At 69.0% G+C, this 22,250-nt stretch carries 22 protein-coding genes; 9 read left to right on the top strand and 13 right to left on the bottom strand.

Going from position 1 to position 22,250, the window contains the following annotated elements:
• Positions 1-19: 19 nt before the first annotated feature.
• Positions 20-757, bottom strand: coding sequence for a glycoside hydrolase family 25 protein (locus ACFV2O_RS01585; protein ID WP_379249390.1), 738 nt, complete (start codon positions 755-757; stop codon positions 20-22).
• Positions 758-830: 73 nt separating this feature from the next.
• The gene (locus ACFV2O_RS01580; protein ID WP_355071273.1) at positions 831-2,168 is read right to left on the bottom strand and encodes a glycogen debranching protein; all 1,338 of its coding nucleotides are present in this window, start codon (positions 2,166-2,168) and stop codon (positions 831-833) included.
• A gap of 228 nt (positions 2,169-2,396) precedes the next feature.
• Between ACFV2O_RS01580 and ACFV2O_RS01575 the strand changes: the two genes are divergently transcribed.
• Both ACFV2O_RS01575 and ACFV2O_RS01570 read left to right on the top strand, forming a co-directional pair.
• A complete protein-coding gene (locus tag ACFV2O_RS01575; protein ID WP_379249388.1) occupies positions 2,397-3,086 on the top strand; it encodes an SDR family oxidoreductase in 690 nt (229 codons plus the stop codon).
• A 393-nt stretch (positions 3,087-3,479) separates the two neighbouring features.
• Entirely contained in the window at positions 3,480-4,253 is a 774-nt protein-coding gene (locus ACFV2O_RS01570) for a polysaccharide deacetylase family protein (RefSeq protein WP_379250102.1), read from the top strand.
• Between the two features lie 7 nt (positions 4,254-4,260).
• Here ACFV2O_RS01570 and leuS read toward each other — a convergent pair whose 3' ends face one another.
• Positions 4,261-7,107, bottom strand: coding sequence for a leucine--tRNA ligase (gene leuS / locus ACFV2O_RS01565; RefSeq protein WP_379249386.1), 2,847 nt, complete (start codon positions 7,105-7,107; stop codon positions 4,261-4,263).
• A 164-nt stretch (positions 7,108-7,271) separates the two neighbouring features.
• Between leuS and ACFV2O_RS01560 the strand changes: the two genes are divergently transcribed.
• On the top strand, positions 7,272-7,679 hold the full coding sequence (locus ACFV2O_RS01560; RefSeq protein ID WP_379249384.1) for an SdpI family protein: 408 nt from the start codon (positions 7,272-7,274) through the stop codon (positions 7,677-7,679).
• A 113-nt stretch (positions 7,680-7,792) separates the two neighbouring features.
• On the opposite strand, the gene ACFV2O_RS01555 is transcribed toward ACFV2O_RS01560, so the two are convergent.
• The 5 genes from ACFV2O_RS01555 to ACFV2O_RS01535 all read right to left on the bottom strand — a co-directional run bounded on the left by ACFV2O_RS01555 (position 7,793) and on the right by ACFV2O_RS01535 (position 12,782).
• Positions 7,793-8,173, bottom strand: coding sequence for a hypothetical protein (locus tag ACFV2O_RS01555; protein WP_355071280.1), 381 nt, complete (start codon positions 8,171-8,173; stop codon positions 7,793-7,795).
• 119 nt (positions 8,174-8,292) lie between these two features.
• Positions 8,293-9,348 (bottom strand): aminotransferase class I/II-fold pyridoxal phosphate-dependent enzyme, encoded by a 1,056-nt coding sequence (locus ACFV2O_RS01550; RefSeq protein WP_379249382.1) that lies wholly within the window; start codon positions 9,346-9,348, stop codon positions 8,293-8,295.
• Positions 9,345-10,379, bottom strand: a complete 1,035-nt coding sequence (locus ACFV2O_RS01545; RefSeq protein WP_355071284.1) for a 3-oxoacyl-[acyl-carrier-protein] synthase III C-terminal domain-containing protein — start codon at positions 10,377-10,379, stop codon at positions 9,345-9,347. Before ACFV2O_RS01545 ends, ACFV2O_RS01550 begins: the two co-directional genes overlap by 4 nt.
• A gap of 7 nt (positions 10,380-10,386) precedes the next feature.
• On the bottom strand, positions 10,387-11,046 hold the full coding sequence (locus ACFV2O_RS01540) for an SRPBCC family protein (RefSeq protein ID WP_355071286.1): 660 nt from the start codon (positions 11,044-11,046) through the stop codon (positions 10,387-10,389).
• A gap of 47 nt (positions 11,047-11,093) precedes the next feature.
• Positions 11,094-12,782, bottom strand: coding sequence for a thiamine pyrophosphate-binding protein (locus ACFV2O_RS01535; protein WP_379249380.1), 1,689 nt, complete (start codon positions 12,780-12,782; stop codon positions 11,094-11,096).
• Between the two features lie 137 nt (positions 12,783-12,919).
• Here ACFV2O_RS01535 and ACFV2O_RS01530 point away from each other — a divergent pair, with 137 nt between their 5' ends.
• From ACFV2O_RS01530 to ACFV2O_RS01520, 3 genes are all read left to right on the top strand, one after another.
• Positions 12,920-13,450, top strand: coding sequence for an EXLDI protein (locus tag ACFV2O_RS01530; RefSeq protein WP_379249378.1), 531 nt, complete (start codon positions 12,920-12,922; stop codon positions 13,448-13,450).
• Between the two features lie 103 nt (positions 13,451-13,553).
• Entirely contained in the window at positions 13,554-14,525 is a 972-nt protein-coding gene (locus ACFV2O_RS01525) for an ATP-binding cassette domain-containing protein (RefSeq protein WP_355071291.1), read from the top strand.
• The gene (locus tag ACFV2O_RS01520; RefSeq protein ID WP_355071293.1) at positions 14,522-15,289 is read left to right on the top strand and encodes an ABC transporter permease; all 768 of its coding nucleotides are present in this window, start codon (positions 14,522-14,524) and stop codon (positions 15,287-15,289) included. The genes ACFV2O_RS01525 and ACFV2O_RS01520 overlap by 4 nt, the downstream gene beginning before the upstream one ends.
• 61 nt (positions 15,290-15,350) lie before the next feature.
• On the opposite strand, the gene ACFV2O_RS01515 is transcribed toward ACFV2O_RS01520, so the two are convergent.
• The 3 genes from ACFV2O_RS01515 to ACFV2O_RS01505 form a co-directional block, all read right to left on the bottom strand.
• Positions 15,351-16,085: an anti-sigma factor family protein gene (locus tag ACFV2O_RS01515; RefSeq protein WP_379249375.1), complete on the bottom strand. Its 735-nt coding sequence runs from the start codon at positions 16,083-16,085 to the stop codon at positions 15,351-15,353.
• Positions 16,082-16,618: a sigma-70 family RNA polymerase sigma factor gene (locus ACFV2O_RS01510; protein WP_355071297.1), complete on the bottom strand. Its 537-nt coding sequence runs from the start codon at positions 16,616-16,618 to the stop codon at positions 16,082-16,084. The genes ACFV2O_RS01515 and ACFV2O_RS01510 overlap by 4 nt, the downstream gene beginning before the upstream one ends.
• 132 nt (positions 16,619-16,750) lie before the next feature.
• Positions 16,751-17,395 carry a YqgE/AlgH family protein gene (locus ACFV2O_RS01505; RefSeq protein WP_039803016.1) on the bottom strand — a complete coding sequence of 215 codons (645 nt, stop codon included), beginning with the start codon at positions 17,393-17,395 and terminating at the stop codon, positions 16,751-16,753.
• Positions 17,396-17,532: 137 nt separating this feature from the next.
• Between ACFV2O_RS01505 and ACFV2O_RS01500 the strand changes: the two genes are divergently transcribed.
• The gene (locus ACFV2O_RS01500; protein WP_355071299.1) at positions 17,533-18,294 is read left to right on the top strand and encodes a 1-acyl-sn-glycerol-3-phosphate acyltransferase; all 762 of its coding nucleotides are present in this window, start codon (positions 17,533-17,535) and stop codon (positions 18,292-18,294) included.
• Here ACFV2O_RS01500 and ACFV2O_RS01495 read toward each other — a convergent pair.
• Positions 18,288-18,599, bottom strand: a complete 312-nt coding sequence (locus ACFV2O_RS01495; RefSeq protein WP_355071301.1) for a GNAT family N-acetyltransferase — start codon at positions 18,597-18,599, stop codon at positions 18,288-18,290. The two genes, ACFV2O_RS01500 and ACFV2O_RS01495, sit on opposite strands and share 7 nt — an antisense overlap.
• Positions 18,600-18,758: 159 nt before the next feature.
• Between ACFV2O_RS01495 and ACFV2O_RS01490 the strand changes: the two genes are divergently transcribed.
• On the top strand, positions 18,759-20,348 hold the full coding sequence (locus tag ACFV2O_RS01490) for an alpha/beta hydrolase (RefSeq protein WP_379249372.1): 1,590 nt from the start codon (positions 18,759-18,761) through the stop codon (positions 20,346-20,348).
• 355 nt (positions 20,349-20,703) lie between these two features.
• Positions 20,704-21,822: a glycerate kinase gene (locus ACFV2O_RS01485; RefSeq protein ID WP_379249370.1), complete on the top strand. Its 1,119-nt coding sequence runs from the start codon at positions 20,704-20,706 to the stop codon at positions 21,820-21,822.
• On the opposite strand, the gene ACFV2O_RS01480 is transcribed toward ACFV2O_RS01485, so the two are convergent.
• Positions 21,819-22,169 carry a winged helix-turn-helix transcriptional regulator gene (locus ACFV2O_RS01480; protein WP_379249368.1) on the bottom strand — a complete coding sequence of 117 codons (351 nt, stop codon included), beginning with the start codon at positions 22,167-22,169 and terminating at the stop codon, positions 21,819-21,821. The genes ACFV2O_RS01485 and ACFV2O_RS01480 overlap by 4 nt on opposite strands.
• Positions 22,170-22,250: the final 81 nt, after the last annotated feature.

Here is a 22,250-nt window from a genome sequence, read left to right as displayed (position 1 = left end):
GCGGGTAGCGGCTCCGCTCCTACCCGCTGCCGGTGCCGCTCATGTTGGCGTAACCGGCGAAACTGCCCTGGGCGCCGCTGTAGACGTTGAGGTCGACGCGGCCCGCGATGCCCGGAATGGTGCCGCTGTCGGTGGTCTGCCAGAACGTCCAGGTGGACCAGCCGCCGGGGACCTCGGGTTGGGGGTTGCCCCGGTAGTCGGCGATCCACAGCGGGTACTCGGCGAACTCGTCGGTGTCGGCCATCGCGGTACGCCAGAAGTTGGGGTAGGTGTAGACGATCGGGACGCGGCCGGTGAGCATTTCCACGGTGTTCAGATAGCGGCGGGTCCAGTCGATCAACGCCGCGGGGCCGAGACCGCCGGTGTTCTCCAGGTCCAGCACCGGCGGCAGATCGAGCGGCCCGTTCTGTCCCAGCGCCACCGCCGCGTACAGCGCGGCCTGCGGTTCGGGGGGCAGGTTGGGCCGGGCGTAGTGGTAGGTGCCCCGAGCCATTCCGGCCGCGCGCATCAGCAGGCTGTCGGGCACGAAGTACGGGTTGACGTAGCTGAGCCCCTCGGTGGCCTTGACCATGGCGAAGTCGTGGCCGGAGCGTTTGACCGCGAACCAGTCGATCACGGTTGCGTCGGTGTGCTGCCACGAGGAGACGTCCGGACCGGTCGGCGCGGCGGTCGCGGGTAGCGTGGCGGCGAAGATGCCGGACAGCGTGATCAGTGACAGCGCCGCGCCGCGGCGAGTGGTCGACCTCCAGATGTCCATGCCGCAGGACGATAGCCATTCGCTCTGGCCGTTACCAGTGTGACCGCTGGGGTGTCAGAACTGTTCTGAGCTTTCACCCCATCCAATCCAGCACCGACGCCGCCGTCCACGACTGCTGCATGCTGCCGAGCGGTTCGCCGGTGAACGGCTCGTAGTACTCGGCGAAGCTGCCGTCGCTGGCCTGGCGCAAGCCCTCGGCGCGCAGCATGAACGAGCGCTCGGCCCAGCCGCGCCGAGCGAAGACCCAGGAGAACAGCCAGCTCATCACCGGCCACACCGGCCCGCGCCAATACTCGCGGGAACGGAAGTCCTTGGACACCGGCGAGGTCGATGGCGGCAGCGCGTAACGCAGATCCGGATGGCCGCAGAAGCGCGGGCCCTCGAACAGGCGCAGCAGAGCGCGCTCGGTGTCGCGGGGGAGGCCGCCGCACAGCAGCGGCGCGAACATCGAGAGCGTCTCGGTGTTGATCCACCGCTGCAACCGCACGTCGAAATCGCGGGCCGCGCCGGTGCGGGCGTCGGCCGTCGCGACGACGCCCGCGCGGAACCGGTCGGCCCACGCGTAGAGATCGCGCACGTCGGCGTGGGGTTGCTTGTACTCCTCGCCGATATTGGCCAGCACCTCGCAGGCCAGCGCGAAGATTCCGGTGACGAACACGTCCTCGACGGCGAAGCTCATGGTCGAGGCGAGCTGATAGTCGTCATAACCCGCTCGGCGCATCTGCTCGACCAGCCACAGATAGCGGTCGTACTCGCGGTCGGTGGGGCGCTGGGTCGGATCGGAGACCACCAGCACGTCCTCACGGCGATAGGGCGGCAGATCGCCGGGGACCACGTGCTCGTAGGCGCGATCCCAGCGCGGCGAGTTGTCCATCCCGGACTCCCAGCCGTGATACAGCGTGATGCGGCCGGTCTCCTTGGGATCGCGGGCATGCGCCAGCCAGCGGTGCCAGCGCACCAGATCCGGCCAGCGCCGGTTGAGGAACTCCTCGGCCACGGACCTGGTGCTGCGGCCGTGCCTGCGGGAATGATCCAGGATCCGCTGCACCGCGATGGCGTGCACGGGCGGCTGGGTGATCCCCGACGTGTCCGGGCCGTCCGGCGCGTTGGCCGCCAGCTTGCGGCACTCCCAGCGGGCCGGGCCGGGGAAGTAACCGTCCACGCCGTTGGCGAAGACGATGTGCGGGATCATGCCGTTCTTCCACTGCGCGGACAGCAGGGTGTCCAGCTCGACCACGGCCCGCTCCACGCTCAGCGGCGCGAGCCCGACCGCGACGAACGCCGCGTCCCAGCTCCACATGTGCGGGTACAACCTGGGCGCCGCGCTGGTCATCGTGCCCAGGTCGTTGCCGCGCAGCAGGTAGGCAGCGCGGGCCGCGAGCTGAGTGGGGGTGAAGCCCGGATGTGCCATCCCCCTATTCTGCGATGTCACCCGCAGATATGCCCGCTCAGCGGTGTCCGTTTCGTCTCCATCCGATCGGCCTGTGGCCGCTTCGTGTTCGGCGGTTCTCACTTTCGCATGCCCCGTCCGTGATTCGCTGCTCGAGATTCTCGCCCCGAACCAGCCTGCATCGCTAGTCGTTTGTCCAGTGCTACGGGTTTTTACGCCTTCTTCACCCAGCCGGTTACGGTGGGGCCCATGACTTCCGCCGCGACCACGAAACCGACCGCGTTGATCACCGGCGCCAGTCGCGGCCTCGGCGCCGCGATCGCCAGGGAGCTCGCGCCGACCCACGACCTGCTGCTCGGCGCGCGGTCGGCGGAATCGCTGCGCGGCATCCTGACGGAGTTGCCCGACGCGCGGGGCTGGCCGGTCGAGTTGACCGACTACGCCGCCGTCGCCGCGGCGGTCGAGCCGATCCGGAACCTGAACGTGCTGGTGCACAACGCGGGCATCGCCGATCTCGGCACGATCGCGGAATCCACCGTCGAGCAGTGGCGAAACACGTTGGAAGCCAACGTTATCGCGGTCGCCGAACTCACGCGGCTGCTGCTGCCCGCGCTGCGGGCGGGCCAGGGTCACGTGGTGCTGATCAACTCGGGCGCGGGGCTGCGCGCCAATGCGGGCTGGGCCTCCTACGCGGCGAGCAAGTTCGGCCTGCGCGCCTTCGGCGACGCGCTGCGCCAGGAGGAGCCGCGGCTGCGGGTGACCTCGATCCATCCGGGGCGAATCGACACCGATATGCAGCGGGCGATCATCGCGGGTGAGGGGCGCGAGTACCGCGCCGAGGACTTCCTCACGCCCGAGACCGTGGCGTACACGGTGCGTTCCGCCATCGACACCCCGCGCGACGCGCACCCCACCGAGGTCGTGCTCCGGCCGTACTGATCCCGGAGTCACCCGGCGGCGCTCTTTCGGCCGAAGCGCTCGCTCGGCTGTCGGCGCGCACATCGCCGATGGCCTGTTCCGTCGGTACTGATCCCGTACGGGTCCGACGACGCTGTATCGGCCCACGCGTTCCCTCGCGACTGTCGCACGCACGTCGCCGATCGGCTTGTCGCCCGTGCGATCGACCTGCTGATCGACGGGGAGACGGGTGGCCACCGACCTGATGACGCGCTGTAGCTCACCGCCGTGCTCTCGTCCCTGTGATTTGCCCAACGGACCACGCGGGTTCAGGTTCCCGTCAAGTTCGCTCGTTAGCGTCCGGCCCCATCCCCGAGGATTCGTCGCGGGGAGGTTCGAGCGAGCAAGAGGGATCGGGTTGTGGACAGACGTCGCATGCTGGCGCTGCTGACAGCGGGCGCGGCGGTCGCGCTGACCGGATGCGCGGTGGCCGAGGGCGACCCGATCGACAGCGGTTCCGCGGGCGGCGTGCCCCGGCCGCCCGCACCGCCGTTGCTGCCGCCTCCGCCCGGCGGACCGAAGACGCCGATCCCGGCGGGCACGATCACCGCGCTGCCGGGGCCGGGCAGCAGCATGGCGCTCACCGTGGACGACGGAGCCAGTCCCGAGGTCGTCGGCGCCTACATCCGATTCGCCAAGGACACCGGCGCGCGGTTCACCTTCTTCGTGACCGCCTACTACGACTCGTGGGCGATCCACCGGGACGCCTTGCGGCCCTTGGTCGAATCCGGACAGATCCAGCTCGGCAACCACACCTGGGATCACCCGGATCTGACGAAGCTGTCCGCGTCGGCCGTCGCCGGGCAGCTGGAGCGGGCTAAGACCTACCTGCGCCAGAACTTCGGGGTGGACGGCACCCCGTACTTCCGCCCGCCGTTCGGCAGGCACAACGCCACGGTCGACCGGGTGGCCGCCGACCTCGGCTACACCGTGCCCACCATGTGGTACGGCTCACTGTCCGATTCCGGTGTGATCACCGAGGAGTATTTGATCGGATGCGCGCGGCAGTATTTCCAGCCGCAGACGATCGTCATCGGGCACGCCAACGCGCCCGCCGTCACCCACTGCTACGGACAGCTGGTCGACATCATCAAGGAGCGCAACCTGTCCATGGTCACGCTCGACGACGTGCTGCTCCCGCCGCGCTGATCCGCCGTCAGGCGACGATGTTCACCAGGCGCCCCGGCACCACGATCAGCTTGCGCGGCGCCTTCCCGTTGAGCAGCGCGTCGATCTTCTCGTCGGCCAGCGCCGCCGCCTCGATCGCCGCGTTGTCCGCGTCGGCCGCCACCTGAATCCGGCTGCGCACCTTGCCGTTCACCTGGATCGGGTATTCCACCGACTCCTCGACCAGCAGCGCCGGATCGGCGACCGGGAACGGACCGTGCGCCAGCGAGGCGGTGTGGCCCAGGCGGTCCCACAGTTCCTCGGCGATGTGCGGGGCCAGCGGCGCCAGCATCAACACCAGCGGCTCCACCACCGAGCGCGGCGCGCCGTCCGGGTAGCTCTTGGTCAGGTGGTTGGTCAGCTCGATCAGCTTGGCGCCCGCCGTGTTGTCGCGCAGCGCGGCGAAATCCTCGTCCACGCCCGCGATCGTCTTGTGCAGCAGGCGCAACGTCTCCTCGCTCGCGGCGGCGTCGGTGACCCGCACCGCGCCGGTCTCCTCGTTCACCACCAGACGCCAGGCGCGCTGCAGGAACCGGTGCGCGCCGACGACGTCCTTGGTCGCCCACGGGCGCGAGGTGTCCAGCGGACCCATCGCCATCTCGTAGAAGCGGAAGGTGTCCGCGCCGTACAGATCGCACATCTCGTCCGGGGAGATGGCGTTCTTCAGCGACTTGCCGATCTTGCCGTACTCCTGGCGCACCTCGACCTCGGCGCCGGTGGGGTCGGTCCAGTAGAACTTGCCGTCGCGCTCGACCACCTCGGCGGCGGGCACGTACGCGCCGCGCTCGTCGGTGTAGGCGTGCGCCTGGATGTAGCCCTGGTTGAACAGCCGCCGGTACGGCTCGCTCGCGGACACGTCACCCAGATCGAACAGCACCTTCTGCCAGAAGCGGGCGTACAGCAGGTGCAGAACCGCGTGCTCGACGCCGCCGACGTACAGGTCGACGCCGCCCGGGTCGTTCGGCCCGCCGACGTCGGCGCGCGGGCCCAGCCAGTACGCCTCGTTCTCCTTGGCGCAGAACGTCTCGGTGTTCGTCGGGTCGGCGTAGCGGATCTCGTACCAGGAACTGCCCGCCCACTGCGGCATGACATTGGTGTCGCGGCGGTAGCGCTTCAGCCCGTCGCCGAGATCCAGCTCGACTTCCACCCAGTCGGTGGCCTTGGCCAGCGGAGGGGAGGGTTCGGAGTTCGCGTCGTCCGGATCGAAGGTCACCGGGGCGAAATCGTCCAGCTCCGGCAGCACCACCGGCAGCATGGATTCCGGCAGCGCGTGGGGTGCGCCCTGCTCGTCGTACACGATCGGGAACGGCTCGCCCCAATAGCGCTGGCGCGCGAACAACCAGTCGCGCAGCTTGTATTGGATGGTGCCCTTGCCGTGTCCGTCGGCCTCGAGCCGGGCGATCATCGCCGCTTTGGCCTCCTCGACGGACATGCCGTCGAGGTAATCGGAGTTCACCAGCGCGCCTTCGCCCGCGTGCGCGCCCTGCTCCAGGTCGCCGCCGCTGATCACCTCGATGATCGGCAGCCCGAGGACGGACGCGAATTCCCAGTCGCGGTGGTCGTGCCCGGGAACGGCCATGATGGCGCCGGTGCCGTAGCCGCTGAGCACGTAGTCGGCGATGAAGATCGGCACGGCCGCGCCGTTGGCCGGGTTGATCGCGTGATTGCCAAGGAAGACGCCGGTCTTCTCCTTGTTCTCCTGACGCTCCAGGTCCGACTTGGCCGCGATCGACTTGCGGTAGGCCGCCACGGCTTCGGCCGGTGTGGCGGCGCCCTCGTTGGTCCACCTGGGGTCGGTGCCCGCAGGCCACGCGGCGGCGGTCAGCTTGTCGACCAGCTCGTGTTCCGGCGCGAGCACCACGTAGGTGGCGCCGAACAAGGTGTCGGGGCGGGTGGTGAAGACCTCGATCTGCTCGCCGTCGGCGTCGAACTTCACCTGCGCGCCCCGGGATCGTCCGATCCAGTTGCGCTGCATGGCCTTGACGTTCTCCGGCCAGTCCAACCGGTCCAGGTCGTCGACCAGGCGATCGGAATAGGCGGTGATGCGCATCATCCACTGCCGCAGGTGCTTACGGAACACCGGGAAGTTGCCGCGCTCGCTGCGGCCGTCGGCGGTGACCTCCTCGTTCGCCAGCACGGTACCCAGGCCAGGACACCAGTTGACCATCGAATCGGTCTGGTACACCAGGCGATACGAGTCCAGCAGCGCGCCGCGCTCGGCGGGCGGCATCGTATCCCAGGACTTGCCGTCCGGAACGGCCCGCGCGCCGGAGGCGAACTCGGCCGCCAGCTCGGCGATCGGGCGGGCCCGGTTCAGCTCCGTGTCGTACCAGGCGTTGTAGATCCGCAGGAAGATCCACTGTGTCCAGCGGTAGTACTCCGGATCGGTGGTCGCGAACGAGCGACGCCGGTCGTGGCCGAGCCCGAGGCGGTCCAGCTGACGCTGCATCGTGGCGATGTTCGACTCGGTGGTGTCGCGCGGGTGCGCGCCGGTCTGTACCGCGTACTGCTCGGCGGGCAGGCCGAACGCGTCGTAGCCGAGGGCGTGCAGCACGTTGCGCCCGTGCATGCGGTGGTAGCGGGCGAAGACGTCCGTGGCGATGTAGCCGAGCGGATGTCCGACGTGCAGGCCCGCGCCGGACGGGTACGGGAACATGTCCTGGATGAACAGCTTGTCGGCCGGTGTCGGACCGGCCAGCGGTCCCACCGGGTTCGGCGCGTGGAAGGTTCCGCGTTCGTCCCACGTCCGCTGCCACCGGCTCTCGATGCGGCCGGCAAGCTCCGCGTTGTACCGGTGCTCAGGTACATCGCTTTCGGTTGCACGTGTGTCTTGCACGGTCCTGCCTTCTTGTGGTCGCCGATCCCCGACAAACTTCGTCTATCAGGGTAGAACGTCGCATCGGCAGGACCGAAGATCGGGCTGGCCCGCGGTTGCGGCCGGGTTCGCCGGACGAGGCGCCCGTCGGCGGGCGCGCGGCACCGATGCGCTAGCCTGCATGGGTGTTCGTCGTCGCTCTCGTCCTGTTCGTGCTGGCTGTCGTGGCCGTCACAACCGGAGCACTCGGGCTGACCGGCCGGTTGCCCCGGAATCGTTTCTTCGGTGTCCACACCGAGGCCGCGCTGTCCACGGACGAGACGTTCCGCGTCGCCAACCGGGTCGCCGCTCCCACCTCGATCGCGGCCGGGGCGCTGCTGTTCGCCGGTGGTCTCGTCGGGCTGGTCGCGGGCGGCTTCGTCGCGCTGGCCGTCGCGGCCTGCGCCGCCGTCGTCGCGCTGTTCACCCTCGGCGCCGGTGCGAACGCCGCCGCGCAGGCGGCCGAAGCCATCGCCCCGCCGCCGCAGACCGGTGGTTGCGGCAACTCCTGCGGCGCCTGCTCGCTCCGCGACGCCTGCCAGCCCGCGAGCTGAGGCCGCTCACCCCGCGTCCGGGCACTCCGCGATGTCTGTCGGCCCATGAGTCGAGGCCGATGGCCCGCGTCCGCCCACTCCGCGACGCCTGCCGATCCGCGAGCTGAGGCCCATCACCCCGCGTCGGCGCACTCCGGCGGCGGGACGCTGCGGGACAACGGACTGTCGACCGGCGTGAAGTAGAGCACACACAGCAATACCGGCACCGTTCCGAGATTGCGCGCCACGTGCGGGTAGCGCGGCCCGCTCGGTTCCCGGAAGATCCGCGGGCGCCGGTAGGTGACCGGCGCGCAGTCCGCACCGGGATGATCCAGCGTCCCCCGCGCGACCAGCACGAACAATGTCCCGTCGTGGTAGTGCCACCCGCTGCTGCCACCCGGCTCGATGAGCGTCTGGCGCAGCACGACCGCCCACCGTCCCAGAGCGAACCGGAACAGGACCCTACTGGCCGTCCCATGAGCGGGCGCCGCGTTCACCTCGAAATCGGACCACACGCTTCGATCGAACCATCCCTCCTCCGCGGAGTTCCGATAGCTGCTCGGATGAGTCGTCCGTCCCCCGATCTACGACGACTGACACAGCAGCGCCGCAAACGGGCCGACGGTCGGTGAACTCAATCAAACCTTTCGCGAAGGGTGCCCTCCGCAGTGAGAGCCTGGAGTACCGCGTCGTCGGACGCCGGGTCGCCGACGGCGATGCGTGCGCTGCCGTCGGCGTAGGACTTCGCGGCTATGCCCGCGCGCCGCAGCGCCGTGTTCGCACCAGGGCCGGGTACGTACAGGAAGTTCGCGTGGCTTTCCGGTATCGCGAATCCATGAGCCAGTAGTGCGCTGCGGAGTGCGTCGCGCCTTTCGGCGATGCGCAGGGTGCGCGCGGCGAGTTCGGGTGCGGCGGCGTACGAGGCGGCGACCGCGGCCACCGCCGCCGCGCTCATCCCGAAGGGCAATTGCAGCGTGCCGATTCGCGCGATCAACTCGGTCCGGCCGAAGGCGTAGCCGATACGCAGCCCGGCCAAGCCGTACGCCTTCGAAAAGGTACGTAGCACAACAAGGTTGGGATGCTTCGCGATCAGCGCCCGTGGGTCGACGTATGCGGTGGCGCCGAGGAATTCGACGTACGCCTCGTCCAGAACGACCGGGACCCGGCTGGGAACGTCGGACAGGAATGCCTTCAGCTCGTCGGCCGGGATGACCGTTCCGGTGGGATTGTGCGGACGGCACACCACGATCAGCGCGGTGCGACGGTCGACGGCCCGCCGCATCGCCCGCAGATCCTGGTTCCCCGCCGAATCCAGCGGCACCGGCACCGCGGTGACGCCGGCCATCTCGGCCATGATCGGATACCCGTCGAACGTCGGTGCGCTGTAGACGATCTCGTCTCCCGGCGTGGTCAGGGTCTGCAAGATCTGCAGTGCCACGCCGGTCGCCCCCGACCCGACCACCACTTGGTCCGCCCCTACACCGAGGTGCTGGGCGATCAGCGTCGGCAGGCGGCGCGGCAGGAACTCCGGGTATCGATTGGCCTGAGCCAGCGTCATGTGCACGGCTCGCAACACCGAAGGCAGCGGCGGGAACGGATTCTCGCTCAGAGCGAGGTCGAAGCGGGGTGGCACCCGGTGCGTCCGGTACCGGTGCGACGGCCGGGTGCCGTCGACGACGCGCACGCTCATCGCGCGGCTCCCCAGCGGACGGCGGCCGCGCCCGCGAAGTCGCCCGCGTGCGCGAACGCCGACATCAGGACCAGCGATCCGTTGGGCAGCCGTCCCGCCCGGTTCTCCACGTCCAGGGTCACCGGAATACCTGCGGCGAAGAGGTTTCCGCAGGAATCGAAGGTGTCGGGGTGACGGTGCGGCGGGAGCTCCAGCGCGTCGTGCCAGTTGCGCAGGAACAGCCGGTTCGGCTGGTTGGTGACGAACGTGTCGACGTCGCGTCCCCGCACGCCGATCCGATCGCACACCGCCAGGGCGACTTCCGGAACGAGCCGATTGCCCCTGGCGAACACCTTGGTGATCTTGGACTCGGTGAAGCTGACGCAGCCCTGGCCCTCGCCCGGCTCCCAGTACTTGCGCTCGCCGTTGGTGGAGAAGTCCATGTCGCCGGCGAATTCGGGATAGGTCCGGCATTCGATGTCGAGAATCGGCGCGCTGTCGTCCTTGCGGAGCAGTCCGACACCGCAGCCGTCACCGGGCACCGGAGCCTGCGCCAGCTTGCGGATATCGGTCTGGGTGAACACCGGTCCCGCGCAGTTCTGGGTCGCCGCGATCAGCGCGGTGCGTGCGGGCGTGGTCTGCAGGATCATCCGGGCCATCGCCATCATGTGCACGAACGCCGCACACCCGCCGTTGTGTACGTCGTAGACGTACGAGGGACGGATGCCGAGCCGTCGCGCCACCTCGGGCCCGCAGCCGAGCACCGGATTGTCCGGCAGTTGGGTGTGCGTGATCAAGACGTCGACCTCGGCGATCGCGTCGGCGCCGTTGCGTTCGATCAGCGGTGCGACGGCGCGCTCGACCATGTCCACCGCGGTCTCGTCGCGCGCGACGTGGTGGCGGCCCTTGGGCGAGCGGAACATGACGTTCTTCGCCATCCGGTCCGAGCGCGAGAACTGGGTGAAGTACTCGGTACCGACCGGCTCGCCCGGTAGGTACGAGGCCACGTCGACGAGACTGACCTCAGGGAGATGTTGTTGCGTGGTGGTCACTCGAGCCTCACTTCATCCAGTCGGGCTTGATCGGCAGGCCGTGCGCGGCCCGGTACTCGCAGATGGCTTTGAGGTTGTCCATCTCCAGTTGATGCCCCGCCGAGAACATCTCCCAGAAGTCGCCGACCCACACCGGCCGGTTCGGGGGAGCGGACTCCGGGTACGGGTTGTCGTCGTAGAAGGGGTGCTTGCAGTTGACCCACAACACCACCGAACCCGGCTTGTGGAACACCAGTTGCGCGTCGACCACGCGCAGCAGGTAGATCATCCACAGGTGTTGTCCCTGGTCCCAGGCACAGTGGTAGTCGACGGTCATGGCGTCGGGGTTGGCGACGGTGCGGGTGAAGATCTCGGTCTCCGAGCCCAGCCGGTCATAGGCCAGCCAGAGTCCGGGTTCGTCGGTCTCCACGAACCCGCGCAGGCTGTAGGTCCACTCCTCCAGCGACCTGGTGTCGGCGAGGTATTCGTAGACCTCGCGCGGCGGCGCGTCGATGTACGCCTGCACCGGACAGTATTCGCCGAAGATCTGCTCGTGCGGATACACCGACCGCAGCATGTCCATGATGATCGGCGTGGTCGCGTCTTTGTCGGAGTTCTCGATGCGGAGCACGCCGGGCACGGCCTGTTCCGGAATATCGCTGAGGGCGGGGAGGGAACTGGTGGTCACGGTGATACTCCTTCGGGTAGGCGTCGGCGGGCGCCGCCGCGTGGGGTTCATCGAAGATCGCGGGATTGCTCCACGGCGTTAATGAAGGGCAGGAACGGAGGAATCTCGTCGGGATCGCATTCGATCGAAAGGAACGACGGTCCTTCGGTTTCCAGGCAGCGACGCAGTGTGGCGGCGAGCTCGCCGACGGTGCGCACCGAGAACGCGGGCAGGCCGGGGAACATCGCGGCGATGCCCGCGCCGAGGTCGGCCGGGCGGAATCGGTTGAAGCTGTAGCGGTCCCGGTAATACAGCTGCTCCCTGGTCACGCACATGGCATGCGCGTTGTTGTTCAACACGACGAAGGTGACCGGAAGGGCGTGCTCGATCGCGGTGTGCAACTCCATGCCGTGCATGTAGAACGAGCCGTCACCGGCGATGACCACCGTCCGCCGGACGCCGTCGGTCCGCGCGTGCCGCGCGAACGCGGACCCGATGCCCGCGCCGAAGGCGTAACCCATTCCGCCCATCCCGAGGGCGACCACGAACCGCCCGTCCCGCGGCACCCGGAGGTGGTGCACGACCGACGCGCCGGTGTTGCCCGCGTCGGCGAACACGTCGGTGCCCTCCGGCAATGCGGCATCGATCGTCTCGACCACGTCCCGGTACCGCAGACCGGGGCCCGAGGAGTCGGGCACCCGCAGCGAAGTCAGCGGTTGCGTCGCGTGCACGCGTTCGGATCCGGTACTGCCGTCGTCCAATTCGTCGGCGAGCTCGGCGAGTGTTCGCGACAGATCGGTACTGGTCGCATGGATGGCGGGCAGATACGGTGGCGCCACGCCGATGCTCGCGACCGTTCGCTCGGCGAGCGCGGCCTCCGAGCCGGCGCGGGTGGTGACCGGCAATCGGGTGCCGACCAGCAAGCACAGGGCCGAGGACCGGATGGCCGCCGCCAGTTCCGGGTGCCCCATGGTGCCCGCGACGCCGCAGAAGGCCGGATCGGCGTTGTCGTAGACGTCCTTCGCGTCCGGCGCGACGCCCACCGCGGCATCCAGGGCGGTGGCGAGGCGGGCAAGCTCGTCGCGCGCGTCGTCGCGCGCGACCTGATCACCCGCGATGATCACGATCTTCCCGGTGTGCCGGGCCGTGGCGAGCGCGGCGCGAACACTAGCGAGTCCGGCCCGGTCGGACCGATGTGTCCTGGTGGCTGGACAGAGCGGCGCGATCGGGCCCGCGTCGGCCTGCTGCACGTCTTTGGGCAGCAGCAGCACCGCCGGGCCGCCCCGGCGGGCGGCCTGCACCGCTCTATCCAGCCGATTCGCCAGGTCGGCAGCAGTTTCCACCCGTGCGCAATAGATGCTGACCGCGCCGAACAGACGGACCGCATCAATGGCGCCCGCGCGTCCGCTGGTGTCCTGGAAGGCGCCGTTGCCCTCCAGCGCGGTCGGGGGCTGCCCGACCAGGGCGAGTACCGGTACCCGCGACGCGAACGATTCGGCCAGCCCGGCGACGAGATTCATCGCGCCGCCGCCGGAGGTCGCCGCGACCACGCCCAATCCGCCTGTGCCACGGGCATATCCGTCGGCCATGGTCGCCGCGGAGAACTCGTGTTTCGCGACCACGCCGGTGACGTGGTCCGGCGCGTCGAAGATCGCGTCGTACAGGTCCTCGATATTGGCGCCGTCCACTCCGAAGATGTGGCGCACGCCCAACGCCGAAACCGCTTGCACCAGATGGTCCACGACTCGAGTCCGCATCCGCACTCCCTTCCGCTGACGAAATTTCGACTGCGTACACGAGTGATACGGACCCGGTCGCCGAACGGTTCAACGGTGGATCAGAAGATGTGCCGACCAACCTTGCGTGTACGTATACATCTACGTATAGTTGGGCCATGCCCAACAAGACGATCTACGTGGCCGATGACGACCTCCCGCTCTTCCAGCGCGCGCAGGAGTTGGTCGGCGGCAACCTCTCGGGGGCGGTGGTCACGGCGCTGCGCCGGTTCATCGAACTCGAGGAGGGGCGGCTGGAGGGCTATGACGAGATCGTGCTCAAGGTCGGTCGCGATGGTGTGCGGCAGGTCCGCTTCTCCGGAGTCCTGCTAGGGGAGTGGCACGAGGTGAACGATACGCGGATCGAGCACGTCCAGGTGTATCGCAGCCGCAAGGGCAAATTCGTGATGCACGCCCAGTATTCGAACTGGGACGAGTATCCCGCCGAGGCGGGCACGAATTGGCTCAAGGACTGGCGAGACCCGAAAAGCTGGCGGCGTTTGCTCGGCGTCGGTCAGCAGGACTGGGGTGACTTCATCTTCGTCGTGGTGGACTCCCTCGACGAGTTGAAGGACCGACTGCCCGACAAGCTCTACCGGCGGGTGGCCGACGTGGCCGAAGGGCCGAAGATCGAGGACCTGGATATCTAACCGCCGCAACCGAATCGACTGACGCCGCGCCCCAAAAGGGGAGCGGTGTGGATAACACATGCCCATATGCGCATAGTGAAATGTATGTCAGAAAGGAAAGACCATGGTGAACGGCCATCGCGTGCCCGCCGTCTCGGTGCGCGGCCTGCGGAAATCGTTTGGCGAGCAAGTCGTGCTCGACGGGATAGACCTCACCGTCCCAGAGGGAACGGTCTTCTCGCTGCTCGGGCCGAACGGCGCGGGCAAGACCACCACCGTGCAGATCCTGACCACACTGATCCCTCCCGACGCGGGCGAAATCCGGGTAGGCGGCCATGATCTCACCGCCGAGCGCAAGCAGGTGCGCGCGCAGATCGGCGTGACCGGGCAGTTCTCGGCGGTCGACGAACTGCTCACCGGCCGGGAGAACCTGCTGCTGATGGGCGATCTGCATCATCTGTCCCGGCGGGACAACCGCGGGCTGGCGGCGGATCTGCTGGAGCGCTTCGACTTGGTCGACGCGGCGGACAAGACGGCGTCCACCTATTCCGGCGGCATGACCAGGCGACTCGATCTGGCCATGACGCTGGTCGGCGATCCGCGCATCATCTTCCTCGACGAGCCGACCACCGGGCTCGATCCACGCAGCAGGCGCGCGATCTGGGACATCATCCGCGGGCTGGTCGACGATTACCGCGTCACGGTCTTCCTCACCACCCAGTATCTGGAGGAGGCCGACCAGCTCGCCGATCGCATCGCGGTGCTCGACCGGGGCAAGCTCGTCGCCGAAGGCACCGCGGCGGAGTTGAAGCGGCTGGTGCCTGGCGGCCACATCCGTCTGGAATTCGCCGATCGAGCCGCCTTGACCGCTGCGGCCGACGCGCTCGGCGCCGTGGCCCCGCCGCCGGACGACGACGAGGACCTCACCCTCGCGGTGCCCAGCGACGGCGGCGTGAAATCCCTGCGCGCCGTGCTGGACCGGCTCGACGACGAGCGAATCGAGGTCGAGGGCCTCGCCGTGCACACCCCCAACCTCGACGACGTCTTCCTCACCCTCACCGGCCACCCCACGACCGAAAAGGAACCCGTGCGATGAGCATGTCCTACGCCCTCGCCGACTCGGCGACCATGCTGCGGCGCAATCTCGTGCGTGCCAAGCGCTATCCGAGCATGACCTTCGGCGTCATCGTGATGCCGACGGTGCTGTTGCTGGTGTTCAACTTCGTCTTCGGTGGCGCGCTGGAAAAGTCGTCCGGCGGAAACTACATCGACTATCTCGCGCCGGGCATGCTGCTGATGATTCCGGCGTACATGACGGTGTCGGTCGCGGTGGCGGTCGCCACCGACACGACCAAGGGCATCGTGAACCGGTTCCGCACCATGGACATCGCGCAGTCGGCCATGCTGACCGGTCACGTGGTCGGCGCGCTGATCCAGGCGTTGATCGGCATCGCCGCGATGGCGGGCGTCGCGCTGCTCATCGGCTTCCGCCCGAACGCGAACCCGGTCGAGTGGCTCGCCGTGTTCGCGCTGCTCGCGTCGGTGATGTTCGCGCTCACCTGGCTGTCGGTGGCGCTCGGCCTGCTCGCGCCGACCCCTGAAAGCGCAAGCAACTCGCCCTTTCCGCTGGTGATGCTGCCGTTCCTCGGCAGCGGCCTGGTCGCCACCGACACCATGCCCGCCGGGTTGCGTCAGTTCGCCGAATACCAGCCCTTCACGCCGTTCACCGAGACCATCCGCGGCCTGCTGATGGGCACCGAGATCGGCGCCAACGGGATCATCTCGCTCGCCTGGTGCGTCGGGCTCGCGGCGGTCGGGTACCTGTGGTCGTCCTCGATCTTCCGGCGGCAGACGCGCTGAACCGGTCGCCGACGCAGAGATCCCCCGCGGGCAGCGCGCCTGGCGGGGGATCGCTCGTCGCTCAGACCGTGCCGGTGAGCAGAACCTTCCCGGTATTCGCCGCGCGGATCTCGACCGAGCGGACCTGGTCGGGCGGGCCCTCGATGGTCTGATCGATGGTCAGCTCGGTGCCGGGGCTCGCGGGCCACTGGCCGAGCTGCTGCTGCAGTCCGTTGATCCGGGTGGCGTACAGCACGAGATTCGGGTTGTAGGGCAATGGCTCGCCGGGGGGATAGCTGCAGGTCATCACGAGTCGTGTCTGGTCACCCGCTGGGATGAGCTTGAAGCTCGCCGAGACCGGAGTCGGCTCGACCGGCGTCATCTGACGTTCGGCGAACGCCTGCTCGCTGGTGCCCGGCCCCGGCGCGTTGTGCGTTCCGGACACCGTGACCGCGATCGGAACCGCGATCGCCACCGCGGCCGCGGCCGAGGCCAGCGCGATGCCGACCGACGCCCACCCGCTGCGGCGGCGGCGCCGCTCGGCCGCGTCGGCCAACCGCGATGGCGGCGGGAGCTCGGGCATCGGCGGCGGCGGTGGTTCCGGCGCGGCGTGCGCGGGCGGCTCGATCATCGTCGTCGCGATGTCGGCATCCACGAGGGCGAGCATGCCGGGCAAGCCCGCCAGCTCGGCCACGGAGGCCCGACAGTCGGGGCAGCTCGAGAGGTGGCTCTCGTACTGCAAACGCTCGTGGCGGGTCAGGGACCCGAGCACGTACGGGGCGTCCCACGTGCTGAAATCGTCGGTGATATCTGTCACTGGTTTGTCACCCCCATCTCCTGTAATGCCAGGCGCAATGCGCGCATGCCGTAATGCATCCGGGACTTCACCGTGCCCGCGGGTACGTCGAGTTCCTCGGCGATCTGGTGGGTCGACAGTCCCCGGTAGTAGGCCCGCACGATCACCTCGCGATGATCGGCGCTGAGCCTGCCGAGCGCGTCGGCGACCAGCCAGCCGTCCAGCGCGCGGTCGGACTGGTCCGGGGTCGCCCGCTCGGGCGGGTTGTCGGTGCGGAACTCGCGCCTGCTGCGGGCGCTGCGGTGCTCATCCACGGCGAGATTGCGCGCCACGGTGAACAACCACGCCCGCGCCGACGTGGTGGACTGATCCAAGACGTTCGGGCGTTGCCATGCTCGCAGCAACGTTTCCTGCACGATGTCCTCTGCCCGTCCCGGGTCCCGAACCAGGCCGAGCGTGTACCGCCACAACGGGGTGGCGTGTTCGCGATAGAGAGCCCGCATCAATTCGGATTGATCGTCGGGCTGTCCCGTCTCGCCACGTTTCTTGCGCACAACTGGATACCTCTCCGCTCGAGTTGCGGGGCCGGTCGGTGGGCGCACCCGATGCGTCACCCATGCTTTCGCCGGTTCAGTTGTCGTGTCTCATGCCGTGTCTCCTTCGATCCTTTCGAGGAGTACACGTGCTCAGTTGCGTTCGAGTTCAATCGGGTGTGTCGCGAGCAGGGACAGCGGGAGCGGCTGGCGGCGCAGCACGTGCGCCCACAGGTCGGGGCGGCCGGTGCTGATCGGATCGGACGGCAGGGCCGATACCACGATCCAGTCGTCGTTCTCCAACTCGCCCTCCAGCTGCCCGAAGGTCCAGCCGGCGTAACCCGCGAAGATCCGGATGCCCTCGACCAGCGGGCCGACCCGCTCGGGGTCGGCGTCCAGGTCGACCAGCACGACGCGTCCGTCGATGCGGCGCAGCCCGGGGACACCATCGATCCGGGCGCCCACCCGGACCGTGCCCAGGCACAGCGCGGCGTCCCGTTTCACCGGGCCGCCGATGAACAGCGTGCGTGGGGCCGCGACCGCGTCGGTCCAGCGCGGCAGCACCTCGTGCACGGCCGTGTCGCTCGGGCGGTTCAGCACGACGCCGAGACTGCCCGCCTCGTTGTGCTCGATGATGTAGACGACGGTGCGCCGGAAGGTCGGCTCGACCAGTTCGGTGGCCGACACCAGCAGCGTCCCGGCACGAACCACCTGCTCACCGTGCCGGAAATCGCGTCGCCTGCGGTCGCCGTGCCCGCCGCGAGTCTTCCGATCGTCCGGGTCTTCTGCGCGTGCCACTCCGACATCATCGCAGCTGTTCGCCCACAATGCGCCTTCTGCGGCCCACTTGTGTGTTCCGGATTTGCCGAACGGGTCGCGGACCGGGCGTCGGACGTCACGTTGCGCCACCGCCGCCACATCGTAGAGTCCACGTCATGGAACTGCCCGAGGTGCGCCTCGAGAACAACGACGCCGTGTACGACTTCTATCGCGAGCACCGTCAGAACCGTCTGAAGGCATGGGGCGCGTACGCCATTCTCGGCCGCCGCTACCATCCGCGCGTCACCTACGCCGAGGGCGCGCGCGAAGCGCTCCGCACGGTGATCAGGCAGAACAGGCCGCTGCTGATCGCGATCAACCACCTTTCCGAGAGCGATCCGTACACCGTGGCGGCGGCCGCGTGGCGCAGCGGACTACGCCGGGTGATCGGCCGGGTGCGCGTACTGGCCAAGGACGAACTGTTCGCCGACCCCGATCAGCGGCGCAAGATCGACATGATGGGCGGCATCCCGGTGTTCCGTGGCAAGGACCACGGCATTCGCGCGGTGAACGCCGCTGGACAACTCATGATGGACGTCTGCGCGGAGCGGATGGCCCGTGGCGACGGCATCGCGGTGTTCCCCGAGGGCACCTGCAACGACGTGGACCCCTCCCGCGTGCAGGCGGTGGGCAGCGGCATCGGGCACATCGCCTTCCGGGCGATGAAACTCGGCGCCGAGCCCGTGCTGGTGTCCATGGCGCTGAGCTACGGTCCGCGCACGGACCCGGCGGTGCAGCCGACGAAGGAGGAGGCCAAGGGAGCCAGCTTCTACTTCAATGTCCCGGTGCTCGATTTGCCGCCCCGGCCCGGCGACATCGCCCGGCTGGTGCGCACCGATCTGCAACAGGCGCTCGACGGCGCTGTCGCGGCCTACTGAGGCAGGTTCAGCCGGTCGCGCGCCCAGTGCGGCACCATCACCAGGTATTCGGGGCGGGTCTCGATGAAGTGGTGGACCGCCCGGCACATGGGCAGCGCGCCGAGCTTGTCGTCGCGGGTGCTGTCGAGCGCGGTCTCGATCAACAGCCGCGCATAGCCCTGCCCCTCGTAGCGCGGATAGATCTCGGTGTGCACGAACGCGCGCTCGGAGGCCGTGTCCTGGTATTCGGCGTAGCCGGCGATCGCACCGTCGACGTAGATCTCGAAACGTTCCAGTGCGGTGTTGTTGCTGACCTCGGTCGACATGGCTCGACGCTACTCTGTGCGCCGGTGTCCCGGTAAATCACGCTCGCGGCGGGGCGGAATCCCGCCACCGACTTGTCTGTCCGGGCGGGCCTGCGCAGAATGCTCTTGGTCGGGTCCGTCGTCGCGCGCGAGCGGGCAGGCTCGGGGAGGTACCGGAATATGTTGAGGACACCGCGCGTTTCGCGGGTCGCGGCCGCCGTCGTCGCCGTGGGCATGCTCGGTGGATCGATCGTCGCGGGCGTGGCGGACGCCGCGCCGGGCGTCGCGTTCGGCAAGTGCCCCGAGGGTGCCGTGCCCGCCGATCGGGGCGTGCAGTGCGCCGTCGTGAGCGTGCCGATGAACTACGCCGACCCGGATGGCGCGAAGATCGAGCTGACGGTCAGCCGTATCGCGGCTACCGGCGAGCGGGAAGGTGTGCTGTTCGCCAATCCCGGTGGGCCGGGAGCGGATGCGCTGGACTATTGGGCGCGCCGGTTGGACGTGTTCCCCGCCGCGCTGGCCGAGCATTACGACCGGATCGCCGTCCAGCCGCGCGGACTGCGTTGGGCGACACCGCTGCAATGCGGCACGAGCGCGAAGAACGGAGAGGGGCAGCAGGTCTCGCTCGGCGGCGGCAACCGCGACGAGATCAAGAAAGCCTGTGACGCGGCGCAGCCCGGCTACCTGGACACCATTACCACCGAGAGCACCGCGCGCGACCTCGACGCCGTGCGTTCCGCGCTCGGCTTCGAACGGATCGACTACCTCGGCACGTCCTACGGCACCTACCTCGGCGCGGTGTACGCGGCACTGTTCGGCGACCACGTGGACCGGATGATCCTGGACTCCAACGTCAATCCGGACTGGGTGTGGACCGAGGAGTTCGCCCAGCAGCAGGTCGCGGGCAAACAGCGCCTGGACGATCTGTTCGCCTGGATCGCCGACCACGACGGCGAATACCACCTCGGCGACACGGCGTTGCAGGTCTACCGCACCTGGGTCCGGTTGGCGGCAGGCCAGGGCGGCGGTTGGTACGCCAACCTGACCCCGCCGCCAGCGAGCATCGCCGACCTGCCCGGCGTGCTGCCGGAGCCGTTGGCGGAGATCGCCCGGGACGGCTACACCGGCAGCGTGGAGCAACTCGGCAAACTGCAGAATCTGTTGCGCACCTTGGTGAGTGGCGGCGTATCCGCGCAGGTTCCGTTGCTCGGCGCCACCACCGTGGCCACCTATACCCGCACCTTCTGGCCCACCTTCGCCCGCGCGATGGCCGACGCCGCTGCCGACCCGGCGAACGTGCAGCGGCTGCGGGCCATCGAGGGCGCGACTTCGACCGACCCCACTGGGCGGTTCGTGTTCAGTGCGATCACCTGCAACGAGAACGCCGTGGCGGGCAGGCCGGAACTGCTCGGCGCGGCGGCAGGCACCATCGCCTCCGGCGGCAACGCCATGGACGCGCGCGCCGACCTGGTGCGCTCGGGGATGGCCTGTGGTTCCTGGAAACCCGTGACGAAACCGGTGCCGATCACGGGCGCCGGGCTGCGCACCCCGCCCCTGGTACTGCAGAGCCGCCACGACGCGCTGACCAAGTACGACGGCGGCCCGGCCATGGCCACGGCGCTGGGCGGCGCGCTGGTCGTCGTGGACGGCGGCGACCACGGCACGTTCGGTCGCGGCAATCCGGCGGTGGACGAGGCCGTGCTCACCTACTTGCGCACCGGAAAGGTCGGCATCACACGGGCCGACGAGGCTCCGCTGCCCACACGCTGAAAGTCCGACCCCACGAAAGTGGTTCGCGACCGCTGTCCGACATCGCGAGCTGGGACTCATGGCGGCGCAAAAGCAACTCGTCATCTCGATCGGGCCGACGTTGTCCTCGCCCGCTGTCGATCCGGCCCGGGGTCGGTCGGAGCGCGGCGACCGGCGTGCAGGTCCGGATGTTCGTTCCCTGGCGACGCCGGTGCGATTCACGTCGCGCAGTTCAGCGATATCCGCCGGTCAGGACACCGTTTACCGCTTTCGTGTGCGGAGTCCACGCTTGTCCGAGGTCGGCGAAGGCCAACGACGACGGCTGTGGCGGATGTGTCGTGGTGCGACCGGTCCGGTCGCGTCCGAGAATGTGGGGATGACACCCGCTGCGCGAGTCATCCTCGCTCCGGACAAGTTCAAGGGGTCGCTCGCCGCGCCCGAGGTGGCGGCGGCGCTGGCTGACGGTTTGCGGCGGAGCGCGCCGGAGACCGAGATCCGGCAGCTGCCGGTCGCAGACGGCGGTGACGGCACGGTCGAGGCGTTCGTCGCGGCGGGTTGGGCGCGGGTGGAGGTGACCGCTCCGGGGCCGACGGGGGTTCCGCGTCGCACATCCTATGCCCGGCGCGGCGCGACCGCGGTCGTCGAACTGGCGGCCGTGGTCGGATTGTCGATGTTGCCCGAGCGTCGACTGGACCCGTTGGGCGCGAGCACATACGGGCTCGGCGTCGTGCTGGCGCATGCCATGGAGCACGGCGCGACCGATATCGTGCTCGGTCTCGGTGGCAGCGCCTCCACCGACGGCGGCGCGGGCATGGTGCAGGCGCTCGGCGTCCGCGTGCTCGATGCCGACGCACGGGAATTGCCGCGCGGCGGAGCGGTCCTCACCCGTGCCGCGCGACTCGACCGTTCCGGCTTGCACCCCGGCGTCGCGGACACGACGTTCACGCTGGCTTGCGACGTCGACAATCCGCTACTCGGCCCGACCGGCGCGGCGGCGGTGTACGGGCCGCAGAAGGGCGCAGGGCCCGCCGAGGTCGATGTCCTCGAATCCGCTCTCGGCACTTGGGCGCAACTCGTCGGCCCGGAGTTCGCGCGGCTGCCCGGCGCGGGTGCGGCGGGCGGTACCGGTTTCGGCGCGCTCGCCGTGCTGGGCGCGCGGGTCCGCAGCGGCATCGAGGTCGTGCTCGAACTGCTCGATTTCCCCGCCCTGCTCGCTACCGCCACCCTCGTGGTCACCGGTGAGGGATCGCTCGATCGGCAGAGCTTGCACGGCAAAGCGCCGGTCGGCGTGTGCGCGGCCGCGCGTAAGGCCGACGTCCCGGTGATAGCCGTTGCGGGCCGCACGCTGCTCACGCCCGACGAGATCCGGGCCGCGGGCTTCGCGGACTGCTACGCGCTCGCCGCTCTGGAACCCGACCCGGAACGGTCGATGGCCGAGGCGGCGTCGCTGCTCCGACGCGTCGGCGCGCGGATCGCCGCCGACCGGCTGGATTAGCTCGCCGACGCCAGCGTGCTCGCGGCCAGTTGGTGCTTGTGCCGTTCGCCCCATTCCTCGAGCGGGCGCAGTGCCGCGGCCAACTCCTCGCCGAGCGGCGTGAGCGAGTACTCCACCCGGGGCGGGACCTCGGGATAGACCTCGCGGTGCACCACACCGCTGGCCTCGAGCTGACGCAGGTTCTCGGCGAGCACCTTCTCACTGACTCCGTCGAGCAGCTTGCGGATCTGGCCGAAGCGCTGGGGGCCGATGCCGAGGACCCACATCAGGTGCATCTTCCACTTGCCGCCCACGACATCGATCGCGACCGTCATGCCGCACACTTCGTGATCCGCGTCACTGCTCATGCCCACCGCGCTCCTCTGACCTCGTTTCGAACCTCGAGGTAAGCAACCGCACCTCCACGTTCGGTCTTCCCGACTCTACCT

It is taken from the genome of Nocardia sp. NPDC059691, assembly GCF_042733915.1.
GTDB lineage: Bacteria > Actinomycetota > Actinomycetes > Mycobacteriales > Mycobacteriaceae > Nocardia > Nocardia sichangensis.
Note: the sequence above shows the minus strand (reverse complement) of the source record. Positions and strands in the feature narration are given on the sequence as shown.

Coding starts and splice junctions, on each gene's coding strand:
- ACFV2O_RS01585 (WP_379249390.1), bottom strand. CDS start 757: ATGGACATCTGGAGGTCGACCACTCGCCGCGGCGCGGCGCTGTCACTG.
- ACFV2O_RS01490 (WP_379249372.1), top strand. CDS start 18,759: ATGTTGAGGACACCGCGCGTTTCGCGGGTCGCGGCCGCCGTCGTCGCC.
- ACFV2O_RS01495 (WP_355071301.1), bottom strand. CDS start 18,599: ATGTCGACCGAGGTCAGCAACAACACCGCACTGGAACGTTTCGAGATC.
- ACFV2O_RS01485 (WP_379249370.1), top strand. CDS start 20,704: ATGACACCCGCTGCGCGAGTCATCCTCGCTCCGGACAAGTTCAAGGGG.
- ACFV2O_RS01530 (WP_379249378.1), top strand. CDS start 12,920: ATGCCCAACAAGACGATCTACGTGGCCGATGACGACCTCCCGCTCTTC.
- ACFV2O_RS01575 (WP_379249388.1), top strand. CDS start 2,397: ATGACTTCCGCCGCGACCACGAAACCGACCGCGTTGATCACCGGCGCC.
- ACFV2O_RS01535 (WP_379249380.1), bottom strand. CDS start 12,782: ATGCGGACTCGAGTCGTGGACCATCTGGTGCAAGCGGTTTCGGCGTTG.
- ACFV2O_RS01570 (WP_379250102.1), top strand. CDS start 3,480: ATGCTGGCGCTGCTGACAGCGGGCGCGGCGGTCGCGCTGACCGGATGC.
- ACFV2O_RS01550 (WP_379249382.1), bottom strand. CDS start 9,348: ATGAGCGTGCGCGTCGTCGACGGCACCCGGCCGTCGCACCGGTACCGG.
- ACFV2O_RS01520 (WP_355071293.1), top strand. CDS start 14,522: ATGAGCATGTCCTACGCCCTCGCCGACTCGGCGACCATGCTGCGGCGC.
- ACFV2O_RS01580 (WP_355071273.1), bottom strand. CDS start 2,168: ATGGCACATCCGGGCTTCACCCCCACTCAGCTCGCGGCCCGCGCTGCC.
- ACFV2O_RS01480 (WP_379249368.1), bottom strand. CDS start 22,169: ATGAGCAGTGACGCGGATCACGAAGTGTGCGGCATGACGGTCGCGATC.
- ACFV2O_RS01500 (WP_355071299.1), top strand. CDS start 17,533: ATGGAACTGCCCGAGGTGCGCCTCGAGAACAACGACGCCGTGTACGAC.
- ACFV2O_RS01525 (WP_355071291.1), top strand. CDS start 13,554: ATGGTGAACGGCCATCGCGTGCCCGCCGTCTCGGTGCGCGGCCTGCGG.